This window comes from Rhodoferax sp., from assembly GCF_010365055.1.
Classification (GTDB): Bacteria; Pseudomonadota; Gammaproteobacteria; order Burkholderiales; family Burkholderiaceae_C; genus Rhodoferax.
The window spans coordinates 1-26,553 of record NZ_JAAFHA010000051.1; the positions used below are offsets into that span (position 1 = coordinate 1).

At 59.4% G+C, this 26,553-nt stretch carries 25 protein-coding genes and 1 riboswitch; of the genes, 13 read left to right on the top strand and 12 right to left on the bottom strand.

The genetic code is table 11. The annotated features are described in order from the left end of the window. The 3 genes from ribB to ribD form a co-directional block, all read right to left on the bottom strand. On the bottom strand, positions 1-577 hold a 577-nt coding region (gene ribB, locus GZ093_RS12335; RefSeq protein WP_296486303.1), incomplete at its 3' end, for a 3,4-dihydroxy-2-butanone-4-phosphate synthase. 58 nt (positions 578-635) lie between these two features. Next, positions 636-1,280 carry a riboflavin synthase gene (locus tag GZ093_RS12340; RefSeq protein WP_296486304.1) on the bottom strand — a complete coding sequence of 215 codons (645 nt, stop codon included), beginning with the start codon at positions 1,278-1,280 and terminating at the stop codon, positions 636-638. 209 nt (positions 1,281-1,489) lie between these two features. Beyond that, a complete protein-coding gene (gene ribD, locus GZ093_RS12345; protein ID WP_296486343.1) occupies positions 1,490-2,608 on the bottom strand; it encodes a bifunctional diaminohydroxyphosphoribosylaminopyrimidine deaminase/5-amino-6-(5-phosphoribosylamino)uracil reductase RibD in 1,119 nt (372 codons plus the stop codon). A gap of 117 nt (positions 2,609-2,725) precedes the next feature. On the opposite strand from ribD, the gene GZ093_RS12350 reads away from it, so the two are divergent. From GZ093_RS12350 to GZ093_RS12375, 6 genes are read left to right on the top strand one after another with little or no spacing between them, the layout of a single operon-like run. After that, positions 2,726-3,271, top strand: coding sequence for a GspH/FimT family pseudopilin (locus tag GZ093_RS12350; protein ID WP_296486306.1), 546 nt, complete (start codon positions 2,726-2,728; stop codon positions 3,269-3,271). After that, complete coding sequence (pilV, locus tag GZ093_RS12355; protein ID WP_296486308.1) at positions 3,262-3,912, top strand: type IV pilus modification protein PilV; 651 nt, start codon at positions 3,262-3,264, stop codon at positions 3,910-3,912. Before GZ093_RS12350 ends, pilV begins: the two co-directional genes overlap by 10 nt. Then, on the top strand, positions 3,909-4,850 hold the full coding sequence (locus GZ093_RS12360) for a PilW family protein (protein WP_296486309.1): 942 nt from the start codon (positions 3,909-3,911) through the stop codon (positions 4,848-4,850). Before pilV ends, GZ093_RS12360 begins: the two co-directional genes overlap by 4 nt. A gap of 7 nt (positions 4,851-4,857) precedes the next feature. Further along, the gene (locus tag GZ093_RS12365) at positions 4,858-5,442 is read left to right on the top strand and encodes a hypothetical protein (RefSeq protein ID WP_296486311.1); all 585 of its coding nucleotides are present in this window, start codon (positions 4,858-4,860) and stop codon (positions 5,440-5,442) included. Further along, a complete protein-coding gene (locus GZ093_RS12370) occupies positions 5,412-9,107 on the top strand; it encodes a PilC/PilY family type IV pilus protein (protein ID WP_296486313.1) in 3,696 nt (1,231 codons plus the stop codon). Before GZ093_RS12365 ends, GZ093_RS12370 begins: the two co-directional genes overlap by 31 nt. 25 nt (positions 9,108-9,132) lie before the next feature. Continuing rightward, positions 9,133-9,582, top strand: coding sequence for a type IV pilin protein (locus GZ093_RS12375; protein ID WP_296486315.1), 450 nt, complete (start codon positions 9,133-9,135; stop codon positions 9,580-9,582). Positions 9,583-9,620: 38 nt separating this feature from the next. Here GZ093_RS12375 and nrdR read toward each other — a convergent pair whose 3' ends face one another. The 3 genes from nrdR to GZ093_RS12390 form a co-directional block, all read right to left on the bottom strand. Next, positions 9,621-10,070, bottom strand: coding sequence for a transcriptional regulator NrdR (gene nrdR, locus GZ093_RS12380; protein ID WP_296486317.1), 450 nt, complete (start codon positions 10,068-10,070; stop codon positions 9,621-9,623). Positions 10,071-10,116: 46 nt separating this feature from the next. Further along, entirely contained in the window at positions 10,117-11,361 is a 1,245-nt protein-coding gene (gene glyA / locus GZ093_RS12385) for a serine hydroxymethyltransferase (RefSeq protein ID WP_296486319.1), read from the bottom strand. A 45-nt stretch (positions 11,362-11,406) separates the two neighbouring features. After that, a riboswitch (ZMP/ZTP riboswitch) is annotated at positions 11,407-11,538 on the bottom strand. Positions 11,539-11,588: 50 nt separating this feature from the next. Further along, positions 11,589-12,398, bottom strand: a complete 810-nt coding sequence (locus tag GZ093_RS12390; RefSeq protein ID WP_296486321.1) for a lytic transglycosylase domain-containing protein — start codon at positions 12,396-12,398, stop codon at positions 11,589-11,591. Between the two features lie 444 nt (positions 12,399-12,842). On the opposite strand from GZ093_RS12390, the gene GZ093_RS12395 reads away from it, so the two are divergent. Then, entirely contained in the window at positions 12,843-15,665 is a 2,823-nt protein-coding gene (locus GZ093_RS12395; protein ID WP_296486323.1) for a DUF349 domain-containing protein, read from the top strand. 46 nt (positions 15,666-15,711) lie between these two features. On the opposite strand, the gene GZ093_RS12400 is transcribed toward GZ093_RS12395, so the two are convergent. After that, positions 15,712-16,623: an AEC family transporter gene (locus tag GZ093_RS12400; RefSeq protein WP_296486345.1), complete on the bottom strand. Its 912-nt coding sequence runs from the start codon at positions 16,621-16,623 to the stop codon at positions 15,712-15,714. 134 nt (positions 16,624-16,757) lie between these two features. Between GZ093_RS12400 and xerD the strand changes: the two genes are divergently transcribed. The 3 genes from xerD to GZ093_RS12415 all read left to right on the top strand — a co-directional run bounded on the left by xerD (position 16,758) and on the right by GZ093_RS12415 (position 19,321). Then, entirely contained in the window at positions 16,758-17,678 is a 921-nt protein-coding gene (gene xerD, locus GZ093_RS12405) for a site-specific tyrosine recombinase XerD (protein ID WP_296486324.1), read from the top strand. A 58-nt stretch (positions 17,679-17,736) separates the two neighbouring features. Beyond that, complete coding sequence (locus GZ093_RS12410; protein ID WP_296486326.1) at positions 17,737-18,261, top strand: gamma carbonic anhydrase family protein; 525 nt, start codon at positions 17,737-17,739, stop codon at positions 18,259-18,261. Between the two features lie 70 nt (positions 18,262-18,331). Continuing rightward, entirely contained in the window at positions 18,332-19,321 is a 990-nt protein-coding gene (locus GZ093_RS12415) for an Hsp33 family molecular chaperone HslO (protein ID WP_296486327.1), read from the top strand. Between the two features lie 19 nt (positions 19,322-19,340). Here the strand turns inward: GZ093_RS12415 and GZ093_RS12420 are convergent, their stop codons facing one another. From GZ093_RS12420 to GZ093_RS12435, 4 genes are all read right to left on the bottom strand, one after another. After that, entirely contained in the window at positions 19,341-19,640 is a 300-nt protein-coding gene (locus GZ093_RS12420) for a septum formation initiator family protein (RefSeq protein WP_296486330.1), read from the bottom strand. An 8-nt stretch (positions 19,641-19,648) separates the two neighbouring features. After that, positions 19,649-20,932: a phosphopyruvate hydratase gene (gene eno / locus GZ093_RS12425; RefSeq protein ID WP_296486332.1), complete on the bottom strand. Its 1,284-nt coding sequence runs from the start codon at positions 20,930-20,932 to the stop codon at positions 19,649-19,651. Positions 20,933-21,075: 143 nt separating this feature from the next. After that, positions 21,076-21,933: a 3-deoxy-8-phosphooctulonate synthase gene (kdsA, locus tag GZ093_RS12430; RefSeq protein WP_296486334.1), complete on the bottom strand. Its 858-nt coding sequence runs from the start codon at positions 21,931-21,933 to the stop codon at positions 21,076-21,078. 1 nt (position 21,934) lies between these two features. After that, on the bottom strand, positions 21,935-23,602 hold the full coding sequence (locus tag GZ093_RS12435) for a CTP synthase (protein ID WP_296486336.1): 1,668 nt from the start codon (positions 23,600-23,602) through the stop codon (positions 21,935-21,937). Between the two features lie 112 nt (positions 23,603-23,714). On the opposite strand from GZ093_RS12435, the gene coaBC reads away from it, so the two are divergent. Together coaBC and dut are read left to right on the top strand one after the other, a co-directional pair. Further along, positions 23,715-24,950: a bifunctional phosphopantothenoylcysteine decarboxylase/phosphopantothenate--cysteine ligase CoaBC gene (gene coaBC / locus GZ093_RS12440; protein ID WP_296486338.1), complete on the top strand. Its 1,236-nt coding sequence runs from the start codon at positions 23,715-23,717 to the stop codon at positions 24,948-24,950. Further along, positions 24,940-25,386, top strand: coding sequence for a dUTP diphosphatase (gene dut, locus GZ093_RS12445; protein ID WP_296486347.1), 447 nt, complete (start codon positions 24,940-24,942; stop codon positions 25,384-25,386). Before coaBC ends, dut begins: the two co-directional genes overlap by 11 nt. Positions 25,387-25,496: 110 nt before the next feature. On the opposite strand, the gene GZ093_RS12450 is transcribed toward dut, so the two are convergent. Further along, positions 25,497-26,030 (bottom strand): FKBP-type peptidyl-prolyl cis-trans isomerase, encoded by a 534-nt coding sequence (locus tag GZ093_RS12450; protein ID WP_296486340.1) that lies wholly within the window; start codon positions 26,028-26,030, stop codon positions 25,497-25,499. Positions 26,031-26,092: 62 nt separating this feature from the next. On the opposite strand from GZ093_RS12450, the gene GZ093_RS12455 reads away from it, so the two are divergent. Then, positions 26,093-26,553 (top strand): cupin domain-containing protein (locus tag GZ093_RS12455; RefSeq protein ID WP_296486342.1); only part of this gene is annotated, 461 nt, incomplete at its 3' end.

A 26,553-nucleotide genomic window follows, 5' to 3' on the forward strand; every position in this document is an offset into this window, starting at 1 on the left:
GGCCATGCTCGGCCGCAAACAGTTGCAGGTCGGGCAGGCGCGCCATGGTGCCGTCGTCTTTCATGATCTCGCAAATAACGGAGGCCGGGGTGCAGCCCGCCATGGCGGCCAAGTCGCAGCCGGCTTCGGTGTGGCCGGCGCGCATGAGCACGCCGCCCTCAACCGCTTGCAACGGGAAAATATGGCCGGGTTGCACCAGGTCCTGTGGGTGCGCATTCTTGGCCACTGCCGCCTGCACCGTGCGGGCGCGGTCGGCGGCCGAAATGCCGGTGGTGACGCCTTCAGCGGCTTCAATCGACACGGTAAAGGCGGTGCCTTTTTTGTCGCCATTGCGAGCCGTCATGGGCGGCAGTTGCAGGCGCTCACACAAGCCCCGCGTGAGAGTCAGGCAAATCAGACCGCGGCCAAAGCGGGCCATGAAGTTGATGGCGTCGGCGCTGACGTGGTCCGCGGCCAGCACCAGGTCGCCTTCGTTTTCGCGGTCTTCTTCATCGACCAGAATCACCATGCGGCCGGCCCGCATGTCGGCCACGATGTCTTCAACCGGGGAAATGGTTACGGGGATGGGGACGGTCATGCGGCGGTCTTTCATGGAGGGCTAGATGTGGGGAGTAAGGCGCTGGGTGGCTGACGCGTTAAGGCGCAGTCGGATGGGTCTGCTGCGGGTCCGCGTTGAGCATGCGTTCAACATAGCGCGCGATCAAATCAATCTCAAGGTTGACCCGGGAGCTGGTTTGAAGCGTATTGAGCGCCGTATTCTGAACCGTATGGGGTATCAGGTTAATGCTCATCTCGCAGCCGTCTTTATTATCCAGGATGCGGTTAACGGTCAGGCTGACGCCATTGACGGTAATCGAGCCTTTGTAGGCGAGGTATTTGGCCAGCGCTTTGGGCGCCAACAGGCGCAGTTCCCAACTCTCGCCCACCTGCGCAAAATGCGTGACGGTGCCGATGCCATCCACATGGCCCGCCACGATGTGACCACCCAGACGGTCGTGCGCGCGAAGCGCTTTCTCGAGGTTGATGGGGCCAAGTTGCGCCAGCCCGGCAGTCTTGTCCAATGATTCAGCAGAAATATCCACCGTGAACTGCTGCTGTGCGGCATTGCGTGAGGTCACCGTCATGCAGGCGCCGTTGAGGGCAATGCTGTCGCCCAAACCGACATCGTCAAGGAAAGCGGGGGGGCACTCGATGCTCAATCGCTTGCCGTGGGTTGAAGAGCTGCCGAGAGCGTGGGCGGCGACGATGCGCCCCACGCCAATGATGATTCCAGTAAACATGTCCCGATTGTCTCAGAATGATTTGGCGCCAATGTTCTGCCCACAAAAACAGGCACAGCCAGAGGGCAACGAATTGGCGACTTTCCGCCTTGACGCGGCAATGCAGACGTTCGGGTAAAATTTAAGCCTTTTTGGCCTCTAGCCCCCGTGTTACTTGCCTGAGTAGCTATATAATACATAGCACCATGAAATCCATCGGCCATGACCATTCAAAATGCTTCACGCCCCGGTGGTCGGGCGATGATGCGCAGGTCGGGGCCAACGGGTTCAACGCTGTGAAAGCGCAGGGTCACCGCATCTTTGAGTTGCGTGATCGGTCCGAAGTTGGCCATGCCGCTGCCCAGCCCAATCAGCAGGGGCGCGAGGTAGACCAGAAATTCATCCACCAAACCCTCCCGAATGAACGAGCCGTTGAGTTTGTGGCCGGCCTCCACATGCAGTTCATTGATTTCGCGCGCGGCCAGGTCTCGCAACATGGCGGCGAGGTCCACCTTGTTTTCTGTTCCTGGTTCCCGGCCCGGTATGTAAATCACCGTGGCACCACGCGCTTCAAGCGCTGCTTTTCTCAAATCATTTTGGGCTGCTGCGTAGATGTAGCAAACGCGACCAGCTATGAATAGTTGAGCATCGAGCGGCGTCTCAAGGCGGCTGTCCACGATCACCAGATGGGGCTGACGCGGCGTGTCAACCAGCCGCACGTCCAGCTTCGGGTTGTCGGCCAGCACAGTGCCAATGCCAGTGAGCACGGCACAGGCGCGGGCGCGCCAGGCATGGCCGTCGGTGCGCGCTGCCTCGGAAGTAATCCACTGACTCACGCCATTTTCCAAAGCAGATTTGCCATCGAGCGAGGCCGCCATCTTCAGGCGCACCCAGGGTGTTTGGCGGATCATGCGGCTGAAGAAGCCGATGTTGAGCTCGCGCGACGCAATCGCCAGCGGGTCATCCGTCGGCAGCACTTCGACCTCCACCCCCGCTGCGCGCAGGCGCGCGAAGCCTTGGCCTGAGACCAGTGGATTGGGGTCGGCGATGGAAGCCACTACTTTTTTGATGCCTGCGGCAATGAGCGCGTCGCAGCACGGGCCGGTGCGACCATGGTGGGAGCAGGGTTCCAGGGTGACGTAGGCGGTGGCGCCTGCAACGACATGGCCTTGCTCGGCGGCATTGCGCAAAGCCACGATCTCGGCGTGCGGGCCGCCGGTGTGCTGGGTATGGCCTTGGCCCAGGAGTTGGCCTGTCCTAGACACAATGACAGATCCCACCGCCGGATTGGGTGGCGCCATTAGTCGCCCCAGAGTGGCCAGTCGAATCGCTTGTTCAATCACATTGATGCTCAAAAGTTAGGAAGAAGCTTCTTATTGACCCAAAAACATGCCGGCTGGCGGCTTGGCTCTACCGCACGTCGGCATGGGGTTCCAGTTGGGACGCCATAGATTAACCTAAGCGCCATGAAAACTCGTCACTCAGGTTTTACGTTAATTGAACTGCTGATCACTGTCGCTATTGTGGCCGTGCTGGTTTCATTTGCGGTGCCTAGTTTTCGGACCATGTTGGTGAAGCGCAGTGTGGGGTCGGCCGCGGATGCCTTGGTGAGTGATATGCGATTTGCTCGATCCGAGGCGGTCAAGCGTTCAAACAAGGTGACGGTCTGCGCTTCCTCCAACGGCACCAGTTGCACCGGCAGCGGGGCGCTGTGGAAGGACGGCTGGATTGTTTTCGTCGACTTTGACGGTGATGGAGCCGTTGACACTGCAGATGGCGATCAGATCGTCAGGGTGCAAGATGTGTTGCCCTCGATTGCGTCGATTGCCGCAGCCGACGGAACCTCTCAATATCACTTCAGATACCAACCCACTGGCTGGGCCAAGGCGGCTAACCAGACGTTCATCATTACTCCCAGCGGCAATGTTCCTGCTGGGTCGACACGCATCGTTTGTGTGTCCATCAACGGTCGGGCCGGTCTCAGGTCCCAGGGGAGTTCGTCATGCGTCTAATAACAAGCCGAGGCTCCAATACGCGGCGTCACCCTCGATTCATTGGCGGTGCTTCGTTGATCGAAGTCTTGGTTTCCATCGTGATTGCCTCCGTCGGCTTGCTGGCTTTGGCGGGCGTCAATGCGGCTTCCATGCGCTACACCAAGATGTCGCAATACCGGGCCACTGCGTCGCAACTGGCCAGTGACATGGGTGAACGCATGCGTGCCAACAAAGGCCAGGCGGCGGTCGCCGCTGTTGTCGGCCCACCCGCTGTTCCTGCCGTGGTGGCATCAGGTTTTTTTGCGGGTGATTACGACTTTACTACGGATTTTGCCGGGCAGGCAACCAAGGCAACGCTGCCCACCGGCAGCGATCTGTGCAACACCGCTGCGATTACCTGTACGCCGGCGCAGATTGCGGCACTGGATCTGGCGCAGTGGCGCATTCTGGTGCGCGACCAGTTGCCTGCAGGTTCGGTATTTCTCATGCGCCAGGCGGGGTCGGTTGCAATGGACCTGTGGGTGGTGTGGCGTGATCCCGCCGTAGCGAGCACGGATGAATCACCCGCGCTGACCACCGAGTGCCCCGATAGCCTGAATCGCGGTGACGATCCAGAGCCAGCCAGCATCCGCTGCAGTTTTTTCAGGATCAACCTATGAAGCATAGCGCGTTGCGGTCACGCGTGCGTGGCGTGTCCCTGGTCGAAGTCATGGTGTCGCTGGTGATTGGACTGGTGGTGGTCGGTGCGGTGCTGGTGAGCTACATGGCGTCGGGCAAAAGCAGTGCACAGCAGGCAGCCTATGCCGAGATGAATGAAAACGCACAGCTTGGTTTGGGGCTTCTATCGCGGGATTTGCTGCTGGCCGGGTACGCACAGCCCACGGGCTTTGAACCAGTTACCCCGGCGACTGTGCCGCCAACTTTTACTGGAAACTTATTACGGACTTATTCAGGACGCCCCGTGTTTGGCTGTGATGAAGGATTTGCTGACGAGAACGTGGTTGGGGATGTGGCTTGCGAGACAGGGACGCCGAAATCGCCTGCCATTGAGATGGTTTATGAAGCCGACTTCACGAACACGGTGCCCACTTCTTCTCCTGGGAGTGTGCCGTCTGATTGCCTGGGGAACGGATTAACCATCGATCCAACCAATACGTTTTACATCGCCTTCAACCGCTATTACCTGTTGACGGGTACTTCTGGGCGCTCTGAGTTGCACTGTGCCAGTCGGCAGGGCTCAGCAGGTCAGCCTCTGGTGGACAACGTCGAAGCCATGAAGTTCTGGTACGGCGAGGCGGGCGTGGCACCCCTGGCGGGAGTGGTGCCCACGCCAGTCGTGGCACTGGACCACCGCCGTGTGTTGCGCTACGTCACGGCTGGCAATTTGGCGGATGCAAGTTTTGCCAATGTGATTGCCGTCAAGGTGTGTTTGCTCATCCGCAGCAGCGAGGCTGTCCTTGACATGGATTTGTATCCGGATCCATTGTTACCGCCAAAGTACCTGGATTGTGATTCGACTGAACAGACCATCACCGACAAATTTTTGCGGCGTGCGTACTTCACCACGGTGACCTTACGCAACAAAATGGCTTTTTAAGGTGGCTATGAATTCCCACTCCTCTTCCTCACGTGATTCCTGGCACGCCCGGCAGGCGGGCGTGTCGCTCATCATTGTGCTGATCATGCTGGTGATCATCGGCCTGACGTCGGCGGCGGCCATTCGCAACGCCACATCAGGTGAAAAGGTGACCAACAATATTCGTTTGCAGAATCTGGCGCAGCAATATGCTGAGGCTGCTTTGAGGTACTGCGAAGCCGAATTGGCAAAGCCCGACGATGTGGCCGCTCCAGCCGGCAGGCTGGGTACCCCTTTGGTGGAGGCCAACATCATCACGGTTGCCGCTGGTGCTGCTACGGGGTGGGAGCAGACGGCAACATGGATTGGCACTGGCGGCGCATCGGCGTCCAAGACTCCTTTGCCACAGCTCCAGATCAAATCTTCCGACAGTTCCTTCAAGCCAAGCAAATTGCCGGAATGCGTGGCGGAAAAGCAGACCATGGCTGACGGCAATCTGGCTTACGTGATCACCGCCAGGGGCTTCAGCCCCGACTACACCTTTGACTCAACAACCGGCAAGACGACCGGTGGCTCGGTGGTGTGGCTGCAGTCGACCATCAATTTACAGTGAAAAAGGAGACGATCGTGTCCATGAACAAATTGCTGCTGCCCGTGCGGCCCTTGATGCTGGCGGTCAGTCTTGCCACGATCTTGCTCGCCGGTGCCGCGTTGGCTCAGCCCTCGCAAAAACCGCTGCTGAGTCGCGATGGTGGCGGTGTCAAACCCAACATCATGCTGACGATGGATGATTCGGGTTCGATGATGTTTCAACACATGCCTGAAAACAAGATTTATGTAGGCGCCTATTCCGTGGACAATCCAATCGGTGGGGCTTCAGTTCGTATGGATCCGGGGGATAACGCGACACTGGGTGGACCAGGTTCGAGTCAAGGAGTTGCAAGTCAATTTGATGGAACGATCGCCGCCCAGCGCGGTACGAAAAACTACCGTCAAAAATTGATGCGCTCGCCCGACACCAATACCATTTACTACAACCCCGAAGTGCGCTATTTGCCATGGGCGCTCGCGACCTATCCACTGCCAGCGGCGACATCGACCAATCCGGCAGGCCGGATGGCGAACTCACCCGTTACCGCCGCCTACCGCAACCCGATGAATCCTTCTACGGTTGATGTCGTCAATCTAACCGACGTTCGCGATGTGAAAACGAGATGGTGCTTTCGGCTTGACGATAATAGCGGTTGCCAGTCTTCCGGAGATAGTGCGAAGCACGACTACGACCCCGGGCTGTTCTTCCGTCTCAACAAGACAGCGGCTGGTGCCTACAAAGACCCAACGACGGCTGGCAATTACACCGAATACTCCATCAACCGCGAGTCGACTTTCATCAAAGTCGCAGCACGCACGGATTGCACCGGCGCGATTGGCGCATCGGGTTGTTCGCAAGTTGAAGAGCGGCAAAATTTTGCCAACTGGTTCACCTACTACCGCACGCGCAATTTGCTGGCGCGCGGCGCCCTGGTTGAAGCCTTTGCTGAGTCCACGGACACTTTCCGTGTTGGTTGGGGGCGTATCAACGATGACACTTCGACGTCGATTGACGGCGTCAGCACCAAAGTGATCAAAGCCGGTGTGCGTGATTTCACCTCCACCACTAAAGGCGATCTATTTGACTGGCTCTATGCGCTGCCCGCCGAGGGTGGTACGCCATTACCCGGCGCCATGCGCGCGGTTGGCGAATATTATTCCCGTAGCGACAGCAAGGGCCCTTGGTCAGACAATCCTGGTGTCACCAACACGACGGCAGACAAATCTTGCCGGCGTTCTTACCACATTATGGTGACTGACGGCTATTGGAATGGTACGACCACCGCTGTCGGCAATTCAGACAATACCAAGGGTGATGTCATCACAGCCACCGGGCGGACCTACCAGTACCTCGCCACGCGGCCCTACAAGGATGAAAAGTCAGATACCCTCGCCGACTACTCGATGGCGTACTGGAAGAAGGACCTGCGGACGGATCTTTCCAACAATGTGGTTCCATCCGCTGACAATCCGGCATTTTGGCAGCACATGGTTAACTTCATGGTTGGCTTGGGGGTGCGGGGGACGATGGTTCCTGATAAGTTGCCCGGCGGGTTGCTGAACCCCGATACGGATTTGCCGGCACTTACCTCAGGTGACAAGGTATGGGGCACTGATGAGATTGACGATTTGTGGCATTCCGCTTTGAACAGCCGTGGCGAATTCATCAGTGCCAAAGATCCAACCGAACTGGCCTCGGCAGTTCGAAATTCTGTGGGACAAGCGTTGCAGCGCGAGTTGCGTGAGGCAGGGGTGGCCACCGCGTCGACTGTTTTGCAGGACGGTAACCGCAAATATGTGCCCTTGTACAAAACCGGCGATTGGAATGGGGACATCCAAACCTACATTTTGGATGCCAATGGTCAAGCCGGCGCACAAATCTGGACGGCTGAGTCCAAATTGCCCGCCTGGGGGAGTCGAAATATTGTGACCTGGAGTACGGACACCACACCGGCGGCCGCTGTAGCGTTCACCTGGGCCTCCATGGGGTCCACCAATCAATCCAATCTAGGTACGGTCAGTACAACGCCAACCAGCACGGCATTGGACATGGTTGATTTTCTGCGTGGCGATCGAAGCAAGGAAGGGGCAGGGCAGCCCTTCAGGGCGCGCAAGGGCGTGCTGGGTGACTTCATCAACTCCAACCCGGTATTGGTCAAGGATTCTCTCAACATGGGTTATGCCACCTTGCCTGCGGCCCAGGGGGGCGCCAGTTACGCCAGCTTTCTGACATATAAGTCAGGCCGCACCGCAACCCTGTTTGTGGGTGGCAATGACGGCATGTTGCATGCCTTCAAGGACACCCTTGGCGTCACGCCAGCGGATGACGGCAAGGAGGTGTTTGCTTATGTACCCAAGACTGTCTATTCGAATTTGTCCAAGTTGGCGGATAAGACTTATGGCACTACTTCGCTGTACCACCAGTTTTATGTGGATGGCCCGCTGGTGGAGGCCGATGCCTTTGTGAACGCCCCGGGAGCAGGCAGCGCCAGTTGGCGCAACTACGTGCTGGGATCATTGGGTTCTGGCGGTCGGGCGGTCTTTGGCCTGGACGTCACGAATACGGCGAGCTTGGGTGCATCGTCGGTGCGCTGGGAGTTGAGCAGCGCGGCCAATGGTGATCTGGGTTATGTGCAAGCGCCAATGCAGGTTGGCGTGTTGCCCAACGGTGAATGGGTCGCCATTTTTGGCAATGGAAACTTTAGCGACGCTGGCAAAGCCGTGTTGTTTGTTGTCAATTTGCAGACCGGTGTCGCGCAGACGCTGGAGGTGGGGGCAGCTGGGGCAAATGGTTTGGGTGGTGTCGGTGTGGTGCGCAATGGCGTTGGCCAGATCACCACCTTGTATGCTGGCGACTTGAATGGTAGCTTGTGGAAGTTTGACTATCTGGCCACTGCAACCAGTCGTTTTGAAGTTTCGGGCGGATCAGCGTTTTTTACGGCAACGCACACCGATGGTGTAGCGCAGCCCATCACCCAACCCCCAATCTTGTTTGACCATTCGCTTGGGGGCAAGATTGTCGTATTCGGGACTGGATTGTTGGCAACGGAGGACGATGCCAATTCCACTGCAACCCAAGCCACCTATGGTATTTGGGACAAGGCTGGCGATTCAGTTTTGAGGCCGATGGGACGAGCGAATGTGGTCTCACGTTCTTTGGTGGCCGTGTCTGGCACAGGCGGCGCGACCTTTTATTCATTGACTGGGACCCCTGTCGACTGGACCAGTGCGACCCAGCGTGGCTGGGTGATCAACCTGGATGTTGCATCTGGCATGCGGGTGGTTTACCCGCCGCAGGTAGTGAGTGCCAAGCTGGCACTGGTGAGCGTGGTGAAGCCGGCGACTGGTGTGGCGGTGTGCGAATCAGCAACCGGGTCTGGGACAAATTTGTTGATCCCGGTGGAACAAGGGGTGAATCCGAGCTATCGCATGTTTGACACGGATGGCAACGGTTTGATCAACGACAGTGATGCGATCGTTGCCGGATATGGCACCAACGCCGACGGTATCGATGCGGTCGTGCGTGGCTCGCCTGTCTGTTCTGGCGGCCTCTGCAAAACCAAGATCAGCATTCAAAATACCACGAGCCAGATGGGGGCTTCCATCGAAGATCCTGATGAATCTGGTGGGGCGAGAAAGGTGAAAGACCGCGTATGGCGCCGCATCATCAATCCACCGATTCTCTGATCGTTAGTCTTTTACTGAAAAAAATATGAACTTGCTAAATGACGGGGCAGATGGCGGGCACAAAGGACATCAATCGGGTTTCACCTTGATTGAGTTGATGATTGTGGTTGCCATCATTGGCATTCTCTCTGCCGTCGCGTATCCAAGCTATACAGAAAGTGTGAAGCGCGGTGATCGCTCGGCTGCCAGGGCGGCTTTGCTGGAGGCGCAGCAGTTCATGGAACGGTTCTATGCGGCGAACAGCCGCTACACCAAAAATGACGCGGGGGACGCACCTGACTTGCCAACGCGCTTGCAGTCCGTGCCTTCGGAAAGTCCAAAATATGGACTTTCGATCAGCGCCGTCAGTGTTAATTCCTACACGTTGACTGCCACGCCGGCGACTACGGACAAATGTGGCAACCTGACACTGACCAACACCGGCGTCAAGGGCCGCAGTGCCAGTGGCCCCACAGTTCCAGAATGCTGGAAATAAGGTCGTCAGCGCGGTGGGCTTGCGCCCGTTCGCGTGGCCTACCGCCGTACCTCATCCACCAGCGTCTTGAACTCGTCAATATCCTCAAAGCTGCGGTAGACGCTGGCGAAGCGCACATAGGCCACTTTGTCGAGCTTCCTTAGCTCGCGCATCACGAGTTCGCCCAGGCGGGCGGAGGGAAGCTCGCGCACCCCTTGCATGAGAAGCTTTTCTTCTATGCGCTCCACGGCGCCGTCCACCTGCTCGGTACTCACCGGGCGTTTGCGCAGCGCCAGTTTCATGGAGGCCAGCAATTTGGCGCGATCGTATTCAATGCGCCGGCCATCTTTTTTGACGATGGCCGGAAAGGACACGTCGGGCCGCTCATACGTGGTGAAGCGTTTTTGACAGGATGCGCATTGGCGCCTACGCCGGATGGAGTCCCCGTCTTCAGAAATCCGGGTTTCCACCACTTGGGTTTCAGAGTGACTGCAGAAGGGGCATTTCATCTTTTTTCACTTGCAGGACGTCGACAAGCTCAGTCCGAACGGTGGTTCAGCCGTAAACCGGGAAGCGCGCGGTCAGCGCGTTGACTTTGGCGCGCACTGCATCAATATTGGCTGCATCCCTCGGATTGTCTAGTACATCCGCTATCAAATTAGCAGTCATGCGGGCTTCTTCGTCCTTGAAGCCACGGGTCGTCATGGCGGGAGTGCCGATGCGCACGCCGCTGGTCACCATGGGTTTCTCCGGGTCGTTCGGGATGGCATTTTTGTTGATGGTCATGTGGGCGCTGCCGAGCACGGCTTCGGCCTCTTTGCCGGTGATGCCCTTGGCACGTAGGTCGACCAGCATCACATGGCTTTCGGTGCGACCGCTGACGATTCGCAGGCCGCGCGACACCAGTGTTTCAGCCACGATGCGCGCATTGGTCAGCACCTGTTGCTGGTAAATCTTGAATTCGGGCTGCAGCGCTTCTTTGAATGCGACCGCCTTGGCAGCGATCACATGCATCAGCGGGCCGCCCTGCAGACCGGGGAAGATGGCGCTGTTGATGGCTTTTTCGTGCTGCGCCTTCATCAAAATGATGCCACCGCGCGGGCCGCGCAGGCTCTTGTGGGTGGTGGAGGTCACTACATCGGCGTGCGGCACCGGGTTGGGGTAAATGCCAGCTGCAATCAGGCCGGCGTAGTGCGCCATGTCGACCATGAAGATCGCACCCACGTCCTTGGCGACCTTGGCAAAGCGCTCAAAGTCAATGCGCAGGCTGTAGGCCGAGGCGCCGGCAATGATCAGCTTGGGTTTGGACTCATGGGCTTTGCGCTCCATGGCGTCGTAATCAATTTCTTCCTTGTCGTTTAGTCCGTATGACACAACATTGAACCACTTGCCGCTCATGTTCAGCGCCATGCCATGCGTCAGGTGGCCGCCTTCGGCCAGGCTCATGCCCATGATGGTGTCGCCGGGCTTCAAGAAGGCGAGAAACACGGCTTCGTTGGCGGAGGCGCCGCAATGCGGCTGCACGTTGGCGGCTTCGGCACCAAAGATTTGCTTGACGCGGTCGATGGCCAGTTGCTCGGCGATGTCCACAAACTCGCAACCGCCGTAGTAGCGTTTACCAGGGTAGCCCTCAGCATACTTATTAGTTAGTTGTGTGCCTTGCGCGGCCATGACGGCGGGCGAGGCGTAGTTTTCGCTGGCGATCAGCTCAATGTGCTGTTCCTGGCGCGCGTTTTCCGCTGCAATAGCAGCAAAAATTTCGGGATCGGTTTGTTCAATGAGAATCTTACGGTCGTACATGGCAGTCCTTGAAGACATTGGGCCTGGGGGTCAAGCATTTGATCCCAGGGCTGCCCAGGCGAACGGCTAATCACAGTTGCCAGATAGGCTATGTGGCACGCTCCCCCGTGGTGTTCCCACTTCAGCGTCTCATGCCCTTATCGGGTCGAGCGCCTATCGCCAGTCGCGTGCCGCCCGAGTTTAACCGACGCAACACCGCATCTGCCCCCCGCAACCATCGACTGGTATCAGGAATTGAACAGAGCGGCCACGATCTCCGGCCTGTCTTCAGGATTGATGGGCGCTGGTGCAGGAGCGGCTTGGGGGCGGAAGATCGGCACGGCACGGCCCTGGGCCACACGTTGCAGTCGCGCGTGCTCCGCGATGACTTTGCCTGCATAGCCGCCATCATCTTCTATATTGGCAGCGCCGACGTAATAGCGCAGCCCGCCTTCGACGGACCCGGCACGCTTGATGCATTCTTGCAGCACCTTCACGCCTACCTGCAGGTTCGTGAGCGGATCAAAGGCGGCGAGTTGGCCACCAAAGTTGGCGTACTTGTCCTTGTGAATGTGGGTCATGACTTGCATCAGGCCTTGCGCCCCCACCGGGCTTTGTGCAAACGGATTAAAGCCCGATTCAATCGCCATCACCGCCAGAATCAGCGTGGGGTCAAGCTTGGTGCGCTCGCTGAGTTTGTACGCCTCCGCCACCAGTGCACTCACGGGTTCCGGCGCCACGCGGTATTTTTTACTCAGCCAAAACGCCACCGCCGCTTGTTGCTTGGGTAGATCTTTCGGGTTGCTGGCGGTGGCCCGATCAATCGCATCAGGCTCGCTTTCGAGACCCGACTCTACAACCTGGCGCGTTTGCAGCCAGCTAAATAGCTTGACTTCTCCAAGCTGGCGCAGCTCGGGCCGGGCGGTCAAGGTAATGATGCCAAAGATAACAGCCAGCCCGATCAGGGCAAAACTGCTGTGGGTGATTTCAAAGACGCCTTTGGTGATGACGGTCGCAAAAGACCGTAGACCCAGGGTAAATTTCTCAGACGCTGTCATAGCTCTTCCTTCGTTCGCGGGGGCTCGTGGATTTGGACTGCAAGCAGTCCAGCACCGTGGGCACCTCGTTTAGGTTGGTACGCTATCAATATCCTGCGATGTATGTCATGGGTGTTGTGCAGAGATTTGACTATGCCGGGTTCGGCAGCGGGTTCGGGTTATCCCTGGGTTTCAGCAGGGACGGCGGATTCTAGGTGCACTTTATATATCGAGTCAACAATAATGAATTGAGTCTTTATTCTAAATTAGATTATTAAAACCGGCGAAATGTGCAAATAACCGAAATTGGACGGTAGCACTGGGGCTTGGGCGCGGCTTGATTTTTAGCAATATGCGGTCGATCAACAGACTTTTTGCTACATCCGGGAAATAGCGGCGAAAATAGCGCTTCAGCCCTGTCCGAGAAATGGCGGGGATTTTTCCTATTCTTTGCTTGTGCGATTCATGTTTCCTTTTTCTGCCCTCAACAAAACTGTTCAAGCGCCCGACGTGACGCCCACTCCGGCCAAAGCCCATGAGCCCCATCCGCTGGATGCGATGACCGGCGGCGCCTTCTCAGCCCATACCTCGGGTGATAGAACGGCGCGCATCCGTGACTGGCTGGCGACAGCGCCCAGTGCCGAGCACATGCAGGCCGTCTTCAAGGAGATCAGTGGCAAAGACAAAGGCGCTGCCAAACTGCTGCGCGAAAAGCTTGAAGAGCTCAAGCGCAGCAAGAGCCAGGAGTCGATTGCGCAAGAATGGGCGGACAAGGCGCAGGCCTTGTTGGGCTCGGCCAAACTCAACATCGCCGATGCCATGGCTTGGCAGCGCGATGCCGCCAAGGCGGGTGCGCCTTTAAGCAAGGAGCCGTTGGCGACTCTCAAGAGCCAGCTGGTTGACCGGATCAAGGTTATTGAAGATCTGCAGCATCGGGTGCAGGTGCAACGCGAAGCCGCGGTGCTGCTGGCACAGCGCATTGAGGTCTTGTCGACCAAGCCGTGGCGCGACGCGCAGACCGTGCTGGAAGCTTTGCAGGCTGATGTGGAGCACTGGCAGGCGCAGGCGCTGGCCTTGTCCGGGGACGCCAATTGGCCCAGTGTTGACACCAAGTTCCCGCCGCTGCTGGACGCCTCGCGCGCGCAGCTGCTGCTGGTGTGGGACGCTTTCAAGAATGCTTTGGCTCAAGCCGTGGCTGCGGCCAGTGACCCGGCAGCTGCCTTGCCGCCGGTGCCGGTGTGGGCTGATGAGCTGCGCGTGCTGCGCGGTGTGCCGCTGGAAGCAGCGGCGCGGCCGCAAAAAGCCAAGGTAGATCCAGAAATCAAGGCGCAGGCCTTGTCAGTTGTTCGTGATGCGCTATTGAAATTAGAGCAAGAAGTGGCCGAAGGACATGGCAAAGCGAGTGCCGGTGCCGCCAGTGCCTTGCGCAATGCGCTCAAGGAATTCGGCAAGATCATCGACGACAAGCTGGAGAACCAGGCCCATGCCGCGCTGGCGGCTGCCGGCGAGCTGGAAGGCTGGCAGCGTTGGCGTGCCGACCAACTGCGCGAGGAACTGGTGGCCAAGGCCGAAGGCTTGCTCACGCGCCCGGAAGGGCAGGCCATCGGTGGACGCAAGATGCAGGAGAGCCTGCGCACGCTGCGTGATCAGTGGAAACAGACCGACCAGGGCGGCGTGCCCAATCATGGTTTGTGGAAGCGTTTTGACGATGCCTGCAACGAAGCCTACAAGGTGGTCGAAGCCTGGCTGGAGAAGGTCAAAGCCGAGTCGGCCGAGCATCGGGCGCAGCGCCTGGCGCTGATTGAAGAAGTCAATGCCTGGGCCGCTGCCAACCCGGTGGCGCTGGACAACGACTGGAAAGGCTTCAACCGCCTGCTGCACCAGTTTGGCGACCGTTGGCGTGACGGCGGCCACGTCGGCGAGAAGATGTTTGCCGAGCTGCAGCCGCTCTGGAAGGCGGCTATTGACAAGGCCGCCGCGCCACTGGAGGCCTTGCAGAAGCAGAGCCTGACCACGCGCCACGCCCTGATCGACGAAGCCCGGGCGCTGGGGGCCGAGCCCGTGCTGCGTATTGATGACGTCAAGGCTTTGCAGCAACGTTGGCAGGCCGAGACCCATGTGGTACCGCTGGAGCGACGTCAAGAACAAAAACTGTGGGACGCCTTTCGCAAGCCGATCGACGAAGCCTTCAACCGCAAGACGGCCGAGCGGGAAAAGGCTGACGCGGCGCTGGGTGAACGCGACCGCACCGTGCTCGATGCCGCCAAGGCGCTCGAAGCAGCCAATGCCGCTGGCGATGCGCAACTGATTCGCAGCGCCATGAGCGCACTGGAGGCCGCCTTGCGCGGTCAGGCCCAGGCCAAAGCGGCGCAAGCCGCGCTGCCAACGCTTGAAGAAAATGAGTCAAATAAGGCTCTAGCCCCCGTCAATGCTGCGCAGGTAGCTATTAATAAAGAAGCTATAACTGAACCGTCGGAGGCGCTGTCTGGCCAGGAAGCGCCAGCAGTGGCTGAGTTGACTGAGGCATCTGCTGCGGTTGAGTCGGCAGAGCCAGCCGCGCCCGCGGAGCCGCCGCCACCACCTAAAGCCGCACCCCGTCCGGTGGTGGCCGTGCGCGGTGATGATCGTCCCGGCATGAAAAAGACCGAGCCGGCACCAATGGGGCGTGGCGGCAAGTTTGGCGACCGCAAAGATGGTGGCCGCGATGGCGCCAGAGACGCCAGCCGTGGCCCGCGTGATGCCAGTTTTGCCGGTCGACCCGATGACCGGGCCCCGCGTCGCGATGCCCGTGACGCGCGTCCTTTTGCCGCCGATGCCTGGCAAGAAGCGCCCCGTCTGGGTGACACCGCGTTTCGTGCCCAGCGTGATGCGCTGGAACACGCTCAGTTGACCCTGCGCAAACTCGCGGCGCAGGCGCACGGCGAGGCCCTGACCCAGTTGTTAGCCGCGTGGGAGCAGCGCTCTGCCGATCAAATGCCCTCGCAGCAGGAACTCGGTAGCCGCGTCACCGCTGCTGGCCGCAGCAACTGGGCCAAGGCGTTGGCGCAAGCACCCGCAGGCGATGCCAGCACGGCTTTGTTGCGACTCGAAATGGCCGCAGAGTTGCCTACCCCCGCTGAACACCTGAGCGCCCGGCGCCTGCTGCAATTGCAGCTGCTGACCAAACGCAACGATCCAGCACCAGCGCAAACCTGGGGCCAGGACACGGCCGCCGTGTTGGCCAGTCAGTTTGACGCTGGCGTGGCGCGCAGACTGCAAAATGTGCTGAAGGTCTTGCTGAAACCGTGATCTGACAGAGGTGAGGACCGCATCAAACTGTTCTTGTTGCAGACGCCTACAACGCCTGCAATACGCCCAGCGCGAACGACAAGCTGAGTACGCCCAGCACGGTTGACACGGTCACCAGTCCCGCCACATAGGGGCCGTCATAGCCCATGCGCGCCGCCAGCACGTAGCAGCTCGATGCCGTGGGCAGCGCCGAAAACGCCAGCAAGATGCTGGTTTGAACCGGGTCAAGCCCGAACAGGCGCGACAAGCCCCAGGCCACCAGCGGCATGAATAAATGCCGAATCGTCAGCAGCGCCAGCGCCAGGGTTTTGGCCCGGTTGAGCGCACTCAATTGCATCCCGGCACCGGCTGCCATCAAGCCCAGTGCCAAGGACGCGGCGCCGATGCGGCTGACGGTCGGCTCCAACCAGATCGGCAGCGACAGGCCCAGCAAATTGCCCGCCAGCCCCAGCGCCGTGCCGATGATGAGCGGGTTGCGCAGCAGTTCGCGCGCCAACCCACGCTCGGCGTGGCGCACCATCGGCCACACCGCGCCCACGTTCATCAGCGGCACCGACACGCCAATCAGCAGGGCGATCAGCAGCAAGCCCTGCGCCCCGGCCAGCCGGTCGGCCAGCGCCAGGCCAATGAACGAGTTGAAGCGAAAAGCCACCTGGGCACTGGCGGCATGCTGACGTGCTGGAATGTGGCGCCGCAACCCCGGCCAATACGGCACTGAATAAGCCAGTGCGATGCCCGTCAGCCCCAAGGCCCAGCCCGCGCCAATGAAGTTGGTGGCAGATCCGATGTCGAGCGGGCTTCTGATGATGGAGTGAAACAGCAGCACCGGGAAGAAGAAAAAATACACCAGCGTCTCAACCTGCGCCCACACGGTGCGGTTGAGCGCGGTGTATCGGCAAACCAGGTAGCCGCACAGAATCAGGGAAAAGTCAGGAAAAAGAAGTTGCGCGTAATTCACGGCTTGAGAATAACAGTCAAACGCGCCCGTCCAGCGGCTGGGCCGTGGCGCGATGGCCAGGGCCGCAGCGCTGGCGGCAGTTACCATGCAGCTTCAGTCTTCACGCCAACAAGTCCTTGACGCGCCCCATCACCATGCCAGAGCAAACCATGACGCCGCCGGGCGCAGCCGCCATTGACGCCTTCATTGATGCGCTGTGGCTGGAGGAAGGCTTGTCCAAGAACACGCTCGCGGCCTACCGGCGCGATCTGACGCTGTATTGCGCCTGGCTGCAACCGCAGCACAAGGCCTTGTCCGAGACGCTGGAGCATGATTTGAACAGCTACTTTGCTGCGCAACACAGTGCCACCAGGGCCAGCACCGCCAACCGGCGGCTGACGGTGTTCAAGCGCTATTTCCGCTGGGCGCTGCGCGAGCGCCTGATCAGCACGGATCCGACGCTCAAATTGCAGGCCGCCAAGCAAGCCCTGCGCGTGCCCAAGACTTTGAGCGAGTTCCAGGTTGAAGCGTTGCTGGCCGCGCCTGATGAGCAGACGCCGCTGGGCGTGCGCGACCGCACCATGCTGGAGCTGATGTACGCCAGCGGTCTGCGGGTGAGTGAGCTGGTCACGCTCAAGGTGTTCAACGTCAGCCTGTCGGACAACGTGTTGCGTGTTTTTGGCAAAGGCAACAAGGAGCGACTGGTGCCGTTTGGCGAAGTGGCCAGCCTCTGGGTCAAGCGCTATCTGGCGCAGGCCCGCCCGGAGTTGCTGGCGGGCAAGCAGACGGAGGACCTGTTTGTGACTAAGCGCGGCGCCACGCCCGGCACCGCCATGAGCCGCGTCATGTTCTGGATGATTGTGAAAAAGTATGCGCTCAGTGCGGGCATCACGGCCCCACTGTCGCCGCACACCTTGCGCCACGCTTTTGCCACGCATCTGCTCAACCATGGGGCCGATTTGCGTGCCGTGCAGATGCTGCTGGGGCATGTGGACATTTCAACGACCACCATCTACACCCATGTGGCGCGCGAACGGCTCAAGGTGCTGCATGCGCAGCACCATCCGCGCGGGTAGGCTACTGATGCGGTCGGCATCCCTACAATGCCCGCTTTGTTGAACAACAGGACGAACGATGGCAATTTATGAACTCGACGGCTTGGCGCCCCGCATCGCAGACTCAAGCTGGGTGGCTGACAGCGCCCAGGTCATCGGTGATGTGGCGCTGGCGGACGAAGTCAGCGTCTGGTTTGGCGTGGTGATTCGCGGCGACACGGCGCCTATTCGCATCGGCCGGGGCAGCAACATTCAGGATGCCAGCGTGTTGCATGCGGACGTGGGCAAGCCCTTGAGCGTGGGCGAGGGCGTGACGGTGGGGCATCAGGTGACGCTGCATGGCTGCACCGTGGGCGATGATTCCATGATCGGCATGGGCGCGGTGGTACTCAACGGCGCAAAAATCGGCAAGAGTTGCCTGGTGGGTGCGCGCGCACTGGTGACCGAAGGCAAGGAGTTCCCCGATGGTTCGATGATTCTGGGCAGCCCGGCCAAGGTGGTGCGCCAGCTCCGGCCCGACGAGTTGGAGGGTCTACGCCTGAGTGCGCAGCATTACATGGCCAATGCGCGCCGCTTTCGGCTTGGGTTGAAAAAAACGGGTTGAGCCCAAGCTAAAGGGCTTGTGCGGACCCGGACGGGTTCGAAATGACTTGAACTGTATCGGGAAGAATGGCGTGTCTGAAATTCATAAATTCATATTTGATGGTCTGCCGGTGCGCGGAGTGCTGGTGCGCTTGGGCGACGCCTGGACCGAGATTCTGCGGCGCCGCGCCGCCAGCAGTGCGGCGGGCAGTTACCCGCTGCCGGTGCAAAACCTGTTGGGCGAGATGGTGGCAGCGGCCACCTTGATGCAGTCCAACATCAAATTCAATGGTTCGCTGATCTTGCAGGTGCTCGGTGATGGTCCGGTCAAACTGGCGGTGGTCGAGGTGCAGCCTGATTTTGGTTTGCGTGCCACGGCCACGGTTACGGGCGAGGTGGCGCCAGAGGCCCGCCTGAGCCAGATGGTCAACGTGAATAGCCACGGCAAATGCGCCATCACGCTCGACCCCCAAACCCGATTCCCCGGTCAGCAACCCTACCAGGGCGTGGTGTCCTTATTGGGTGATGCGCATGAAAAGCTGGAAAAGTTCAGCGATGTGCTGGCGCATTACATGCTGCAAAGTGAACAGCTGGACACGACGCTGGTGCTGGCTGCTGACGACAAGATGGCCACCGGGCTGCTGATTCAGCGCCTGCCGATGGCCGGGGCTGGCAATCTGGCGGGCAGTCGGTTAAGTCAGGCCAATGAAGATGAAATCGGCACTAACGAACACTACAAGCGCATTGCACTGCTGGCGTCGACGCTCAAGCGAGAAGAGCTGCTTGAGCTTGACGCCGACACTATTTTGCGGCGCCTGTTCTGGGAAGAAAAGCTGGTGCGTTTTGCGCCTTTGGCCGAGGATGCCGTGCCGCATTTTTCCTGCACCTGCAGTCGCGAACGCGTCAGCCGCATGATCCTGGGGCTCGGTGCCCAGGAGGCGCACAGCATCATCGACGAACGCAGTGAAATTGAGGTCGGCTGCGAATTTTGTGGCGTGCAGTACCGGTTTGACCCGATCGACGTGGATCGAATTTTCAGGGTTCCCGGTGATCTTCCTCCTGCCAGCGAGACAGTCCAGTAGCAGGCGACCAGCGTGGGGATCAGCGTGCCTTTGCGGGCGTGGGAGAGCGCGCAAACTGCACGAAGATCTCATTGGGCTTGACCATGCCGAGCTCCATGCGGGCCTTTTCTTCGACCATTTCCAGGCCTTCCTGCAGGTCCCGCACTTCAGCGGCGAGCCGGTCGTTGGCCAGCTGTGCCTGCTGGTTCAGTTCTTTTTGAGAATTGAGCTGTTGCGTCAGATGGGCCACGTTGGGCAGACTGCCGCGGCCCCACCACAGCTGCGCGTGAAGAATCACGAGCAGTGTGATCAGGATAGCCGGGACAACGCGCTGGCCCATGAATGCGCTTAGCGCAAGTTATAAAAAGCCGCGCGTCCCGGGTAGAAGGCGATCTCACCCAGATCTTCTTCAATGCGCAGCAACTGGTTGTACTTGGCCATGCGGTCGGAGCGGCTCAGACTGCCGGTCTTGATCTGACCGGCGTTGGTGCCCACCGCAATGTCGGCAATGGTGGAGTCTTCGGTCTCGCCCGAGCGATGGCTGATGACAGCGGTGTAACCGGCACGCTTGGCCATCTCGATGCAGGCAAAGGTCTCGGTCAAGGTGCCGATCTGGTTGATCTTGATCAGGATGGAATTGGCAATGCCCTTGTCGATGCCTTCCTTGAAGATTTTGGTGTTGGTGACGAACAGGTCGTCACCCACGATTTGCACATGTTTGCCCAGGCGGTCGGTCAAAATCTTCCAGCCGTCCCAGTCGTTTTCCGCCATGCCGTCTTCGATGCTGATGATCGGGTACTTGTCGACCCAGGCCGCCAGCATGTCGGTCCATTCCTGCGCGTTCAAGCTCAGGCCTTCAGCCCCAAGCTGGTACTTGCCGTCCTTGTAGAACTCGCTGGCAGCGCAGTCCAGGCCAATGGCAATCTGCTCGCCTGCGGTGTAGCCGGCGGCATCGATCGCCTGCAGAATCAATTGAATCGCCTCTTCGTGGCTCGCCACGCTGGGGGTGAAGCCGCCTTCGTCACCGACAGCGGTGCTCATGCCCTTGTCGTGGATGATCTTCTTGAGGGCATGAAACACCTCCGCGCCGTAACGCAGGGCTTCGCGAAAACTCGACGCACCCAGCGGGATGATCATGAACTCCTGGATGTCCAGGCTGTTGTTGGCGTGCGCGCCGCCGTTGACGACATTCATCATGGGCACAGGCATCTGCACCGCGTTCATGCCGCCAAAGTAGCGGTACAGCGGCAGTCCGGACTCCTCCGCGGCGGCACGCGCCACCGCCATCGAGACTGCCAGCATCGCGTTGGCACCCAGGCGTGATTTGTTGTCGGTGCCGTCCAGGTCAATCAGGGTCTTGTCCAGGAACGCCTGTTCCGACGCATCGAGGCCGAGCACGGCTTCAGAAATCTCGGTGTTGATGTGTTCCACCGCCTTGAGTACGCCTTTGCCCAGGTAACGGCTCTTATCGCCGTCACGCAGTTCAATCGCTTCCCGGCTGCCGGTGGAGGCGCCCGAGGGCACGGCCGCGCGGCCCATGGTGCCGGACTCCAGCAGCACATCACATTCCACGGTGGGGTTGCCGCGCGAATCCAGAATTTCACGCCCGACGATGTCAACAATTGCACTCATTTTCTTCTTTCCTTATGTTGTAGTTCCGTTCGCCCTGAGCTTGTCAAAGGGCATTGACGAATCGGATTGGCAAAAATACGCTTCGACAAGCTCAGCCCGAATGGCTATGGATTAAACCCTGACTCATATTTCTGAGCAACCGATCAGTCCTTGAAACAATCTTCAAGAAAACCGCTTTTCTTGGTCACTGCATCCAGTGCCACCAAAGTCTCCAGCAGGGCACGCATGTGTTTAAGTGGCACGGCGTTAGGGCCGTCGCTCAATGCCTTGGAGGGGTCGGGATGCGTTTCCATGAACACTCCGGCCACGCCCACTGCCACCGCCGCGCGCGCCAGCACCGGCACCATTTCGCGCTGGCCGCCGCTGCTGGTGCCTTGGCCACCCGGCAATTGCACCGAGTGCGTGGCATCAAACACCACCGGCGCACCGGTATCACGCATGATCGCCAGTGAGCGCATGTCGCTCACCAGGTTGTTGTAACCAAAACTGACACCGCGCTCGCAGGCCATGAAGTTGTCTTCATTCAAGCCTTTTTCGCGTGCCGCCGCACGCGCCTTGTCGATCACGTTTTTCATGTCACCGGGCGCCAGAAACTGGCCTTTTTTGATGTTGACCGGCAAGCCCGACTGCGCCACGGCGCGAATGAAGTCGGTTTGCCGGCACAAAAATGCGGGCGTTTGCAGCACGTCCACCACCGAAGCGACCTGGCTGATCTGGTCTTCGGAATGAATGTCGGTCAGGATGGGTACGCCGAGTTCGCGCTTGACCTTGGCCAAAATTTCCAGCCCACGCTCAATGCCGGGGCCGCGAAAGGTGCTGCCGCTGGAGCGGTTGGCTTTGTCAAAGCTGCTCTTGAAAATGAACGGAATGCCCAGAGAAGTGGTGATTTCTTTCAATGTGCCTGCGGTGTCCATCTGCAATTGCTCGGACTCAATGACGCAGGGGCCCGCAATCAGGAAAAAGGGCTGGTTCAGGCCCACTTCAAAGCCGCATAACTTCATGTCAGGCCACCGCCTTCAAGGCTTTGCCTGCGGCCTGATGGTCCAGTGCCGCCTTGATGAAGGCATTGAACAGTGGATGCCCGGCCCAGGGGGTTGAGTTGAACTCGGGGTGAAACTGAACGCCCATGAACCACGGGTGCACGCTCTGCGGCAACTCGACGATTTCGGTCAAGTGCTCGCGCTGGGTGAAAGCCGAAATGACCAGCCCGGCCTGGCGCAACGCATCGAGAAAATTCACATTGGCCTCGTAGCGGTGGCGATGGCGTTCAGTCACCACGTCGCCATAAATCTGGTGCGCCAGCGTGCCTTGAACCACGTCGGAACTTTGCGCGCCCAGACGCATGGTGCCGCCCAAGTCGGAGTTTTCGTCGCGGGTCTTGATGCTGCCGTCTTCGTCTTTCCACTCGGTGATCAGGGCGATCACCGGGTTGGGTCCGCTGGGGTCGAACTCGGTGCTGTTGGCATCCTTGAGCCCGGCCACATGGCGGGCAAATTCGATGGTGGCGACCTGCATGCCTAGGCAAATGCCGAGATACGGTACCTTGTTTTCACGCGCAAAACGGGCGGCGCAAATTTTTCCCTCAACGCCGCGAATACCAAAGCCACCCGGCACCAGGATGGCGTCAAACTTGGCCAACTGCGTGACGTTGCCCTGCGTGATGGTTTCCGAGTCGATGTAGTCGATCTTGACGCGCACATGGTTTTTCATGCCAGCGTGGCGAATCGCTTCGTTGAGCGACTTGTAGCTGTCACTGAGCTCGACATACTTGCCAACCATGACGATGTTGACATCGCCTTTTGGGTGCGCTGTTTCATACACCAACTCATCCCAGCGCTTCAAGTTGGCCGGTGGCGTGTTCAGGCGCAGTTTGTCGCAGATCAGCCCGTCCAGTCCCTGTTCGTGCAGCATGCGCGGCACTTTGTAGATGGTGTCCACGTCCCACATCGAGATCACGGCCCAGTCCGGCACGTTGGTGAAAAGCGATATTTTCTCCCGCTCTTCGCTGGGGATGGGGCGGTCGGCACGGCAGATGAGTGCATCGGCCTGGATGCCGATCTCACGCAACTGCTTGGCGGTGTGCTGGGTCGGCTTGGTCTTGAGTTCGCCCGCGGCCGCAATCCAGGGCACGTAGCTCAGGTGCACAAAAGCGCTGTTGTTGGGCCCCATCTTGAGGCTCATCTGACGCACCGCTTCCAGAAACGGCAGTGACTCGATGTCGCCCACGGTGCCGCCAATTTCAACGATGGCCACATCCACTGCGTCCGGCGTGCCCCAACCGGCGCCGCGCTTCACGAAATCCTGGATTTCATTGGTGACGTGCGGAATGACCTGTACCGTCTTGCCCAGGTAGTCGCCGCGGCGCTCTTTTTCGAGCACGCTTTTGTAGATCTGGCCGGTGGTGAAGTTGTTGGCCTTCTTCATGCGGGTTTCTACAAAACGCTCGTAGTGGCCCAGATCAAGATCGGTTTCTGCGCCGTCATTGGTGACAAAAACCTCGCCGTGCTGAAACGGCGACATCGTGCCGGGGTCGACGTTGAGGTAGGGATCGAGCTTGATCAAAGTGACTTTGAGGCCTCGCGACTCCAGGATCGCGGCTAAGGAGGCTGAGGCGATTCCCTTACCCAGGGAAGACACCACACCGCCGGTGACGAAGACAAATTTGGTCATGTCTGAGGGAGCTTGATAGCTCGGGGAGGTGGGAAAGGCAGATTATAGAGGTCGGGTTGGGGAAGAACAGCCTGCGTCGCAAGCAACTTGAGGCTCTGTTACATTGCGGCGCATGAATGATCTTGCTGGAAAACACATCGTTTTGGGGCTCACTGGCGGCATTGCTTGCTACAAGGCGGCCGAGTTGTGCCGCGCCCTGATCAAGGAGGGCGCCACCGTGCAGGTGGTGATGACGGCGGCGGCGCAGCAATTCATCACGCCGGTGACGATGCAGGCGCTCAGTCAGCGCCCGGTCTATGGCTCGCAATGGGACGCGCGTGAACCCAACAACATGGCGCACATCAACCTGAGCCGCGATGCCGATGCCATTTTGATCGCGCCGTGCAGTGCCGATTTCATGGCCAAACTGTTACATGGGCAGGCCGATGAACTGCTCAGCCTGATGTGTCTGGCGCGACCGATCGATCAGGTGCCACTCTTGCTGGCGCCCGCCATGAACCGTGAAATGTGGGCGCATCCTGCCACGCAGCGCAACGTGGCGCAGTTGACGGCAGACGGGGCCACGGTGTTTGACGTGGGCTGTGGTGACCAAGCCTGCGGCGAAACCGGCGACGGCCGCATGCTGGAGCCGAATGAACTGCTGGAAGAAGTGGTGAGCTTTTTCCAGCCCAAGCTGCTGCGCGGGCAACACGTGCTGGTGACCGCCGGGCCAACTTACGAGGCGATTGATCCAGTGCGCGGCATCACCAATTTATCCAGCGGGAAAATGGGTTTTGCCATTGCCCGCGCCGCCGATGAAGCCGGGGCAGAGGTCACGCTGGTGGCTGGGCCGGTGCACCTGCCGACGCCGCGCGGCGTGCGGCGCATCAACGTGACTTCAGCAGAAAATATGCTCGCAGCCAGCGTGGATCATGCGCAAGCAGCTACTATTTTTATAGCCACGGCGGCAGTCGCGGACTGGCGACCCGCAAATGCTGCCGAGCACAAAATAAAGAAGGACGGCTCGGGCGTGGTGCCGACCCTGAGCTTTGTGGAAAACCCGGACATTCTGGCCACGCTGGCGCAGTCGCCCCGGGCGCAATCGGGTGACTTGTTTTGCGTCGGCTTTGCGGCTGAGAGCCAGGATCTGCTGGCCAACGCGCAGGCCAAGCTGGTGCGCAAAGGCGTGCCGCTGCTGGTCGGCAACATCGGCCCGGCTACCTTTGGGCAAGATGACAACGCCTTGCTGCTGGTGGATGCATCCAACGTGCAAGAACTGGTGCGTGATTCAAAAATCAATCTCGCTCGTAAATTAATAGCTCATATAGCAATAAAGACGGGGGCTAGAGGCCAAAATGATAAAAATTGACGTCAAAATTATCGACCCGCGCATGGCGGAGCAGTTGCCGGCCTACGCGACGCCGGGCAGTGCCGGGCTGGACCTGCGCGCCTGCCTGGACGCGCCGCTCACACTGCAGCCCAACGCCTGGCAGTTGGTACCGACCGGCATCGCGATCTACCTGAAAGACCCGAAGTTTGCCGCCATGATCCTGCCGCGTTCGGGCCTGGGCCACAAGCACGGCATCGTGCTGGGCAATCTGGTCGGTCTGATCGACAGCGACTACCAGGGGCAACTGATGGTCAGCGCCTGGAACCGCAGTGATGTGGCGTTCACGATCGAGCCGATGGAGCGCATTGCCCAGTTGCTGATCGTGCCGGTGCTGCAGGCGCAGTTCAATGTGGTGAGCGAATTCCCGGCCAGCGAGCGCGGCGAGGGCGGTTACGGCTCGACGGGCAAGGGCTGAGCCCTGATGCTGGCGCGGCCAGCGATGCACGACCAGCCCGCTTCAAGGGTGATTTTCGGCCCTAGCCCTTGCTATTGCTATAAAGTAAGCTATCGAGTTTGAAGCAAGCCTCAATGCAGCGTGTCATTGCCCAAGACGTTGGCATGCATGGCCTGAACCTTGAAAAAACCAGTACCAGCTGAGCCGCGACCAATCTCTTCTTCAGTGGCCTCCCGCACCGCCTCGACCTTCAGGCTCAGGCGCAAGGCGATGCCGGCCAAGGGGTGGTTGCCGTCGAGCACCACATGCTCCGGGTAGAGCTCGGTCACGGTGTACCACGCGTCTTTGGGCGCGTCCGGGTTGCAGCCGGCGGGCAGTGACGCGCCCTCGAAGGTCATGCCTTCCTCGATTTCCGGGGGGAAAAGTTCGCGGGACTCCAGGAACACCAGTTGGTCGTTGAAGTCACCAAAGCCTTGCTCGGGTTCGATTTGCAGTTCCAGCTTGGCGCCCGTTCTATACCCTTGCAAGGCGTCTTCGACGGTTTGAAACAGATCGTCGCCCCCGACCAGAAATTCGACCGGCTCGGCCAGCACGTCGAGCACTTCACCCAAGGTGTCTTTTAAGGTCCAGGTCAGCGCGACCACGCATTGTTGATTGATTTCCATAGGAGAATTGTCGCAGTTTGAAATACGTCAGTGCTTGAACCCAGAAGTGACCGGAGAAACAAATGGATATCTCGAAGCCCTTGCCTTTGTTGGGTGGCTTAAGCCCGCAAGTGTTCATGAAGCGGCATTGGCAAAAAAAGCCCTTGCTGATCCGTCAGGCCATTCCCAATTTAAAGCCCTTGCTGGACCGCACCGAGCTGTTTGATCTGGCCGGGCACGAGGACTCTCAAGCCCGTCTGGTGGTGCAGCAGCCCGGCCAGACGCCCGGCTGGCAACTCAAGCTCGGACCATTTGCGCGGCGTGCCTTGCCGCCTTTGAAGCAGCCGGGCTGGACCGTGCTGGTGCAGGGGGTGGATCTGCAGCATGAGGCCGTGCATGCGCTGATGAACCAGTTCCGCTTTGTGCCGGACGCCCGGCTCGACGACTTGATGATCAGCTACGCCACCGATGGCGGCGGTGTAGGACCGCACTTTGATAGCTACGACGTGTTTCTGCTGCAGACACAGGGTCGCCGCCGTTGGCG

Excerpts from the sequence above, each read along its gene's own strand:
- GZ093_RS12340 (WP_296486304.1), bottom strand. The coding sequence starts at position 1,280 with ATGTTTACTGGAATCATCATTGGCGTGGGGCGCATCGTCGCCGCCCAC.
- GZ093_RS12350 (WP_296486306.1), top strand. The coding sequence starts at position 2,726 with ATGAAAACTCGTCACTCAGGTTTTACGTTAATTGAACTGCTGATCACT.
- pilV (WP_296486308.1), top strand. The coding sequence starts at position 3,262 with ATGCGTCTAATAACAAGCCGAGGCTCCAATACGCGGCGTCACCCTCGA.
- GZ093_RS12360 (WP_296486309.1), top strand. The coding sequence starts at position 3,909 with ATGAAGCATAGCGCGTTGCGGTCACGCGTGCGTGGCGTGTCCCTGGTC.
- GZ093_RS12365 (WP_296486311.1), top strand. The coding sequence starts at position 4,858 with ATGAATTCCCACTCCTCTTCCTCACGTGATTCCTGGCACGCCCGGCAG.
- GZ093_RS12375 (WP_296486315.1), top strand. The coding sequence starts at position 9,133 with ATGAACTTGCTAAATGACGGGGCAGATGGCGGGCACAAAGGACATCAA.
- nrdR (WP_296486317.1), bottom strand. The coding sequence starts at position 10,070 with ATGAAATGCCCCTTCTGCAGTCACTCTGAAACCCAAGTGGTGGAAACC.
- glyA (WP_296486319.1), bottom strand. The coding sequence starts at position 11,361 with ATGTACGACCGTAAGATTCTCATTGAACAAACCGATCCCGAAATTTTT.
- GZ093_RS12390 (WP_296486321.1), bottom strand. The coding sequence starts at position 12,398 with ATGACAGCGTCTGAGAAATTTACCCTGGGTCTACGGTCTTTTGCGACC.
- GZ093_RS12395 (WP_296486323.1), top strand. The coding sequence starts at position 12,843 with ATGTTTCCTTTTTCTGCCCTCAACAAAACTGTTCAAGCGCCCGACGTG.
- xerD (WP_296486324.1), top strand. The coding sequence starts at position 16,758 with ATGCCAGAGCAAACCATGACGCCGCCGGGCGCAGCCGCCATTGACGCC.
- GZ093_RS12410 (WP_296486326.1), top strand. The coding sequence starts at position 17,737 with ATGGCAATTTATGAACTCGACGGCTTGGCGCCCCGCATCGCAGACTCA.
- GZ093_RS12420 (WP_296486330.1), bottom strand. The coding sequence starts at position 19,640 with ATGGGCCAGCGCGTTGTCCCGGCTATCCTGATCACACTGCTCGTGATT.
- eno (WP_296486332.1), bottom strand. The coding sequence starts at position 20,932 with ATGAGTGCAATTGTTGACATCGTCGGGCGTGAAATTCTGGATTCGCGC.
- kdsA (WP_296486334.1), bottom strand. The coding sequence starts at position 21,933 with ATGAAGTTATGCGGCTTTGAAGTGGGCCTGAACCAGCCCTTTTTCCTG.
- GZ093_RS12435 (WP_296486336.1), bottom strand. The coding sequence starts at position 23,602 with ATGACCAAATTTGTCTTCGTCACCGGCGGTGTGGTGTCTTCCCTGGGT.
- coaBC (WP_296486338.1), top strand. The coding sequence starts at position 23,715 with ATGAATGATCTTGCTGGAAAACACATCGTTTTGGGGCTCACTGGCGGC.
- GZ093_RS12450 (WP_296486340.1), bottom strand. The coding sequence starts at position 26,030 with ATGGAAATCAATCAACAATGCGTGGTCGCGCTGACCTGGACCTTAAAA.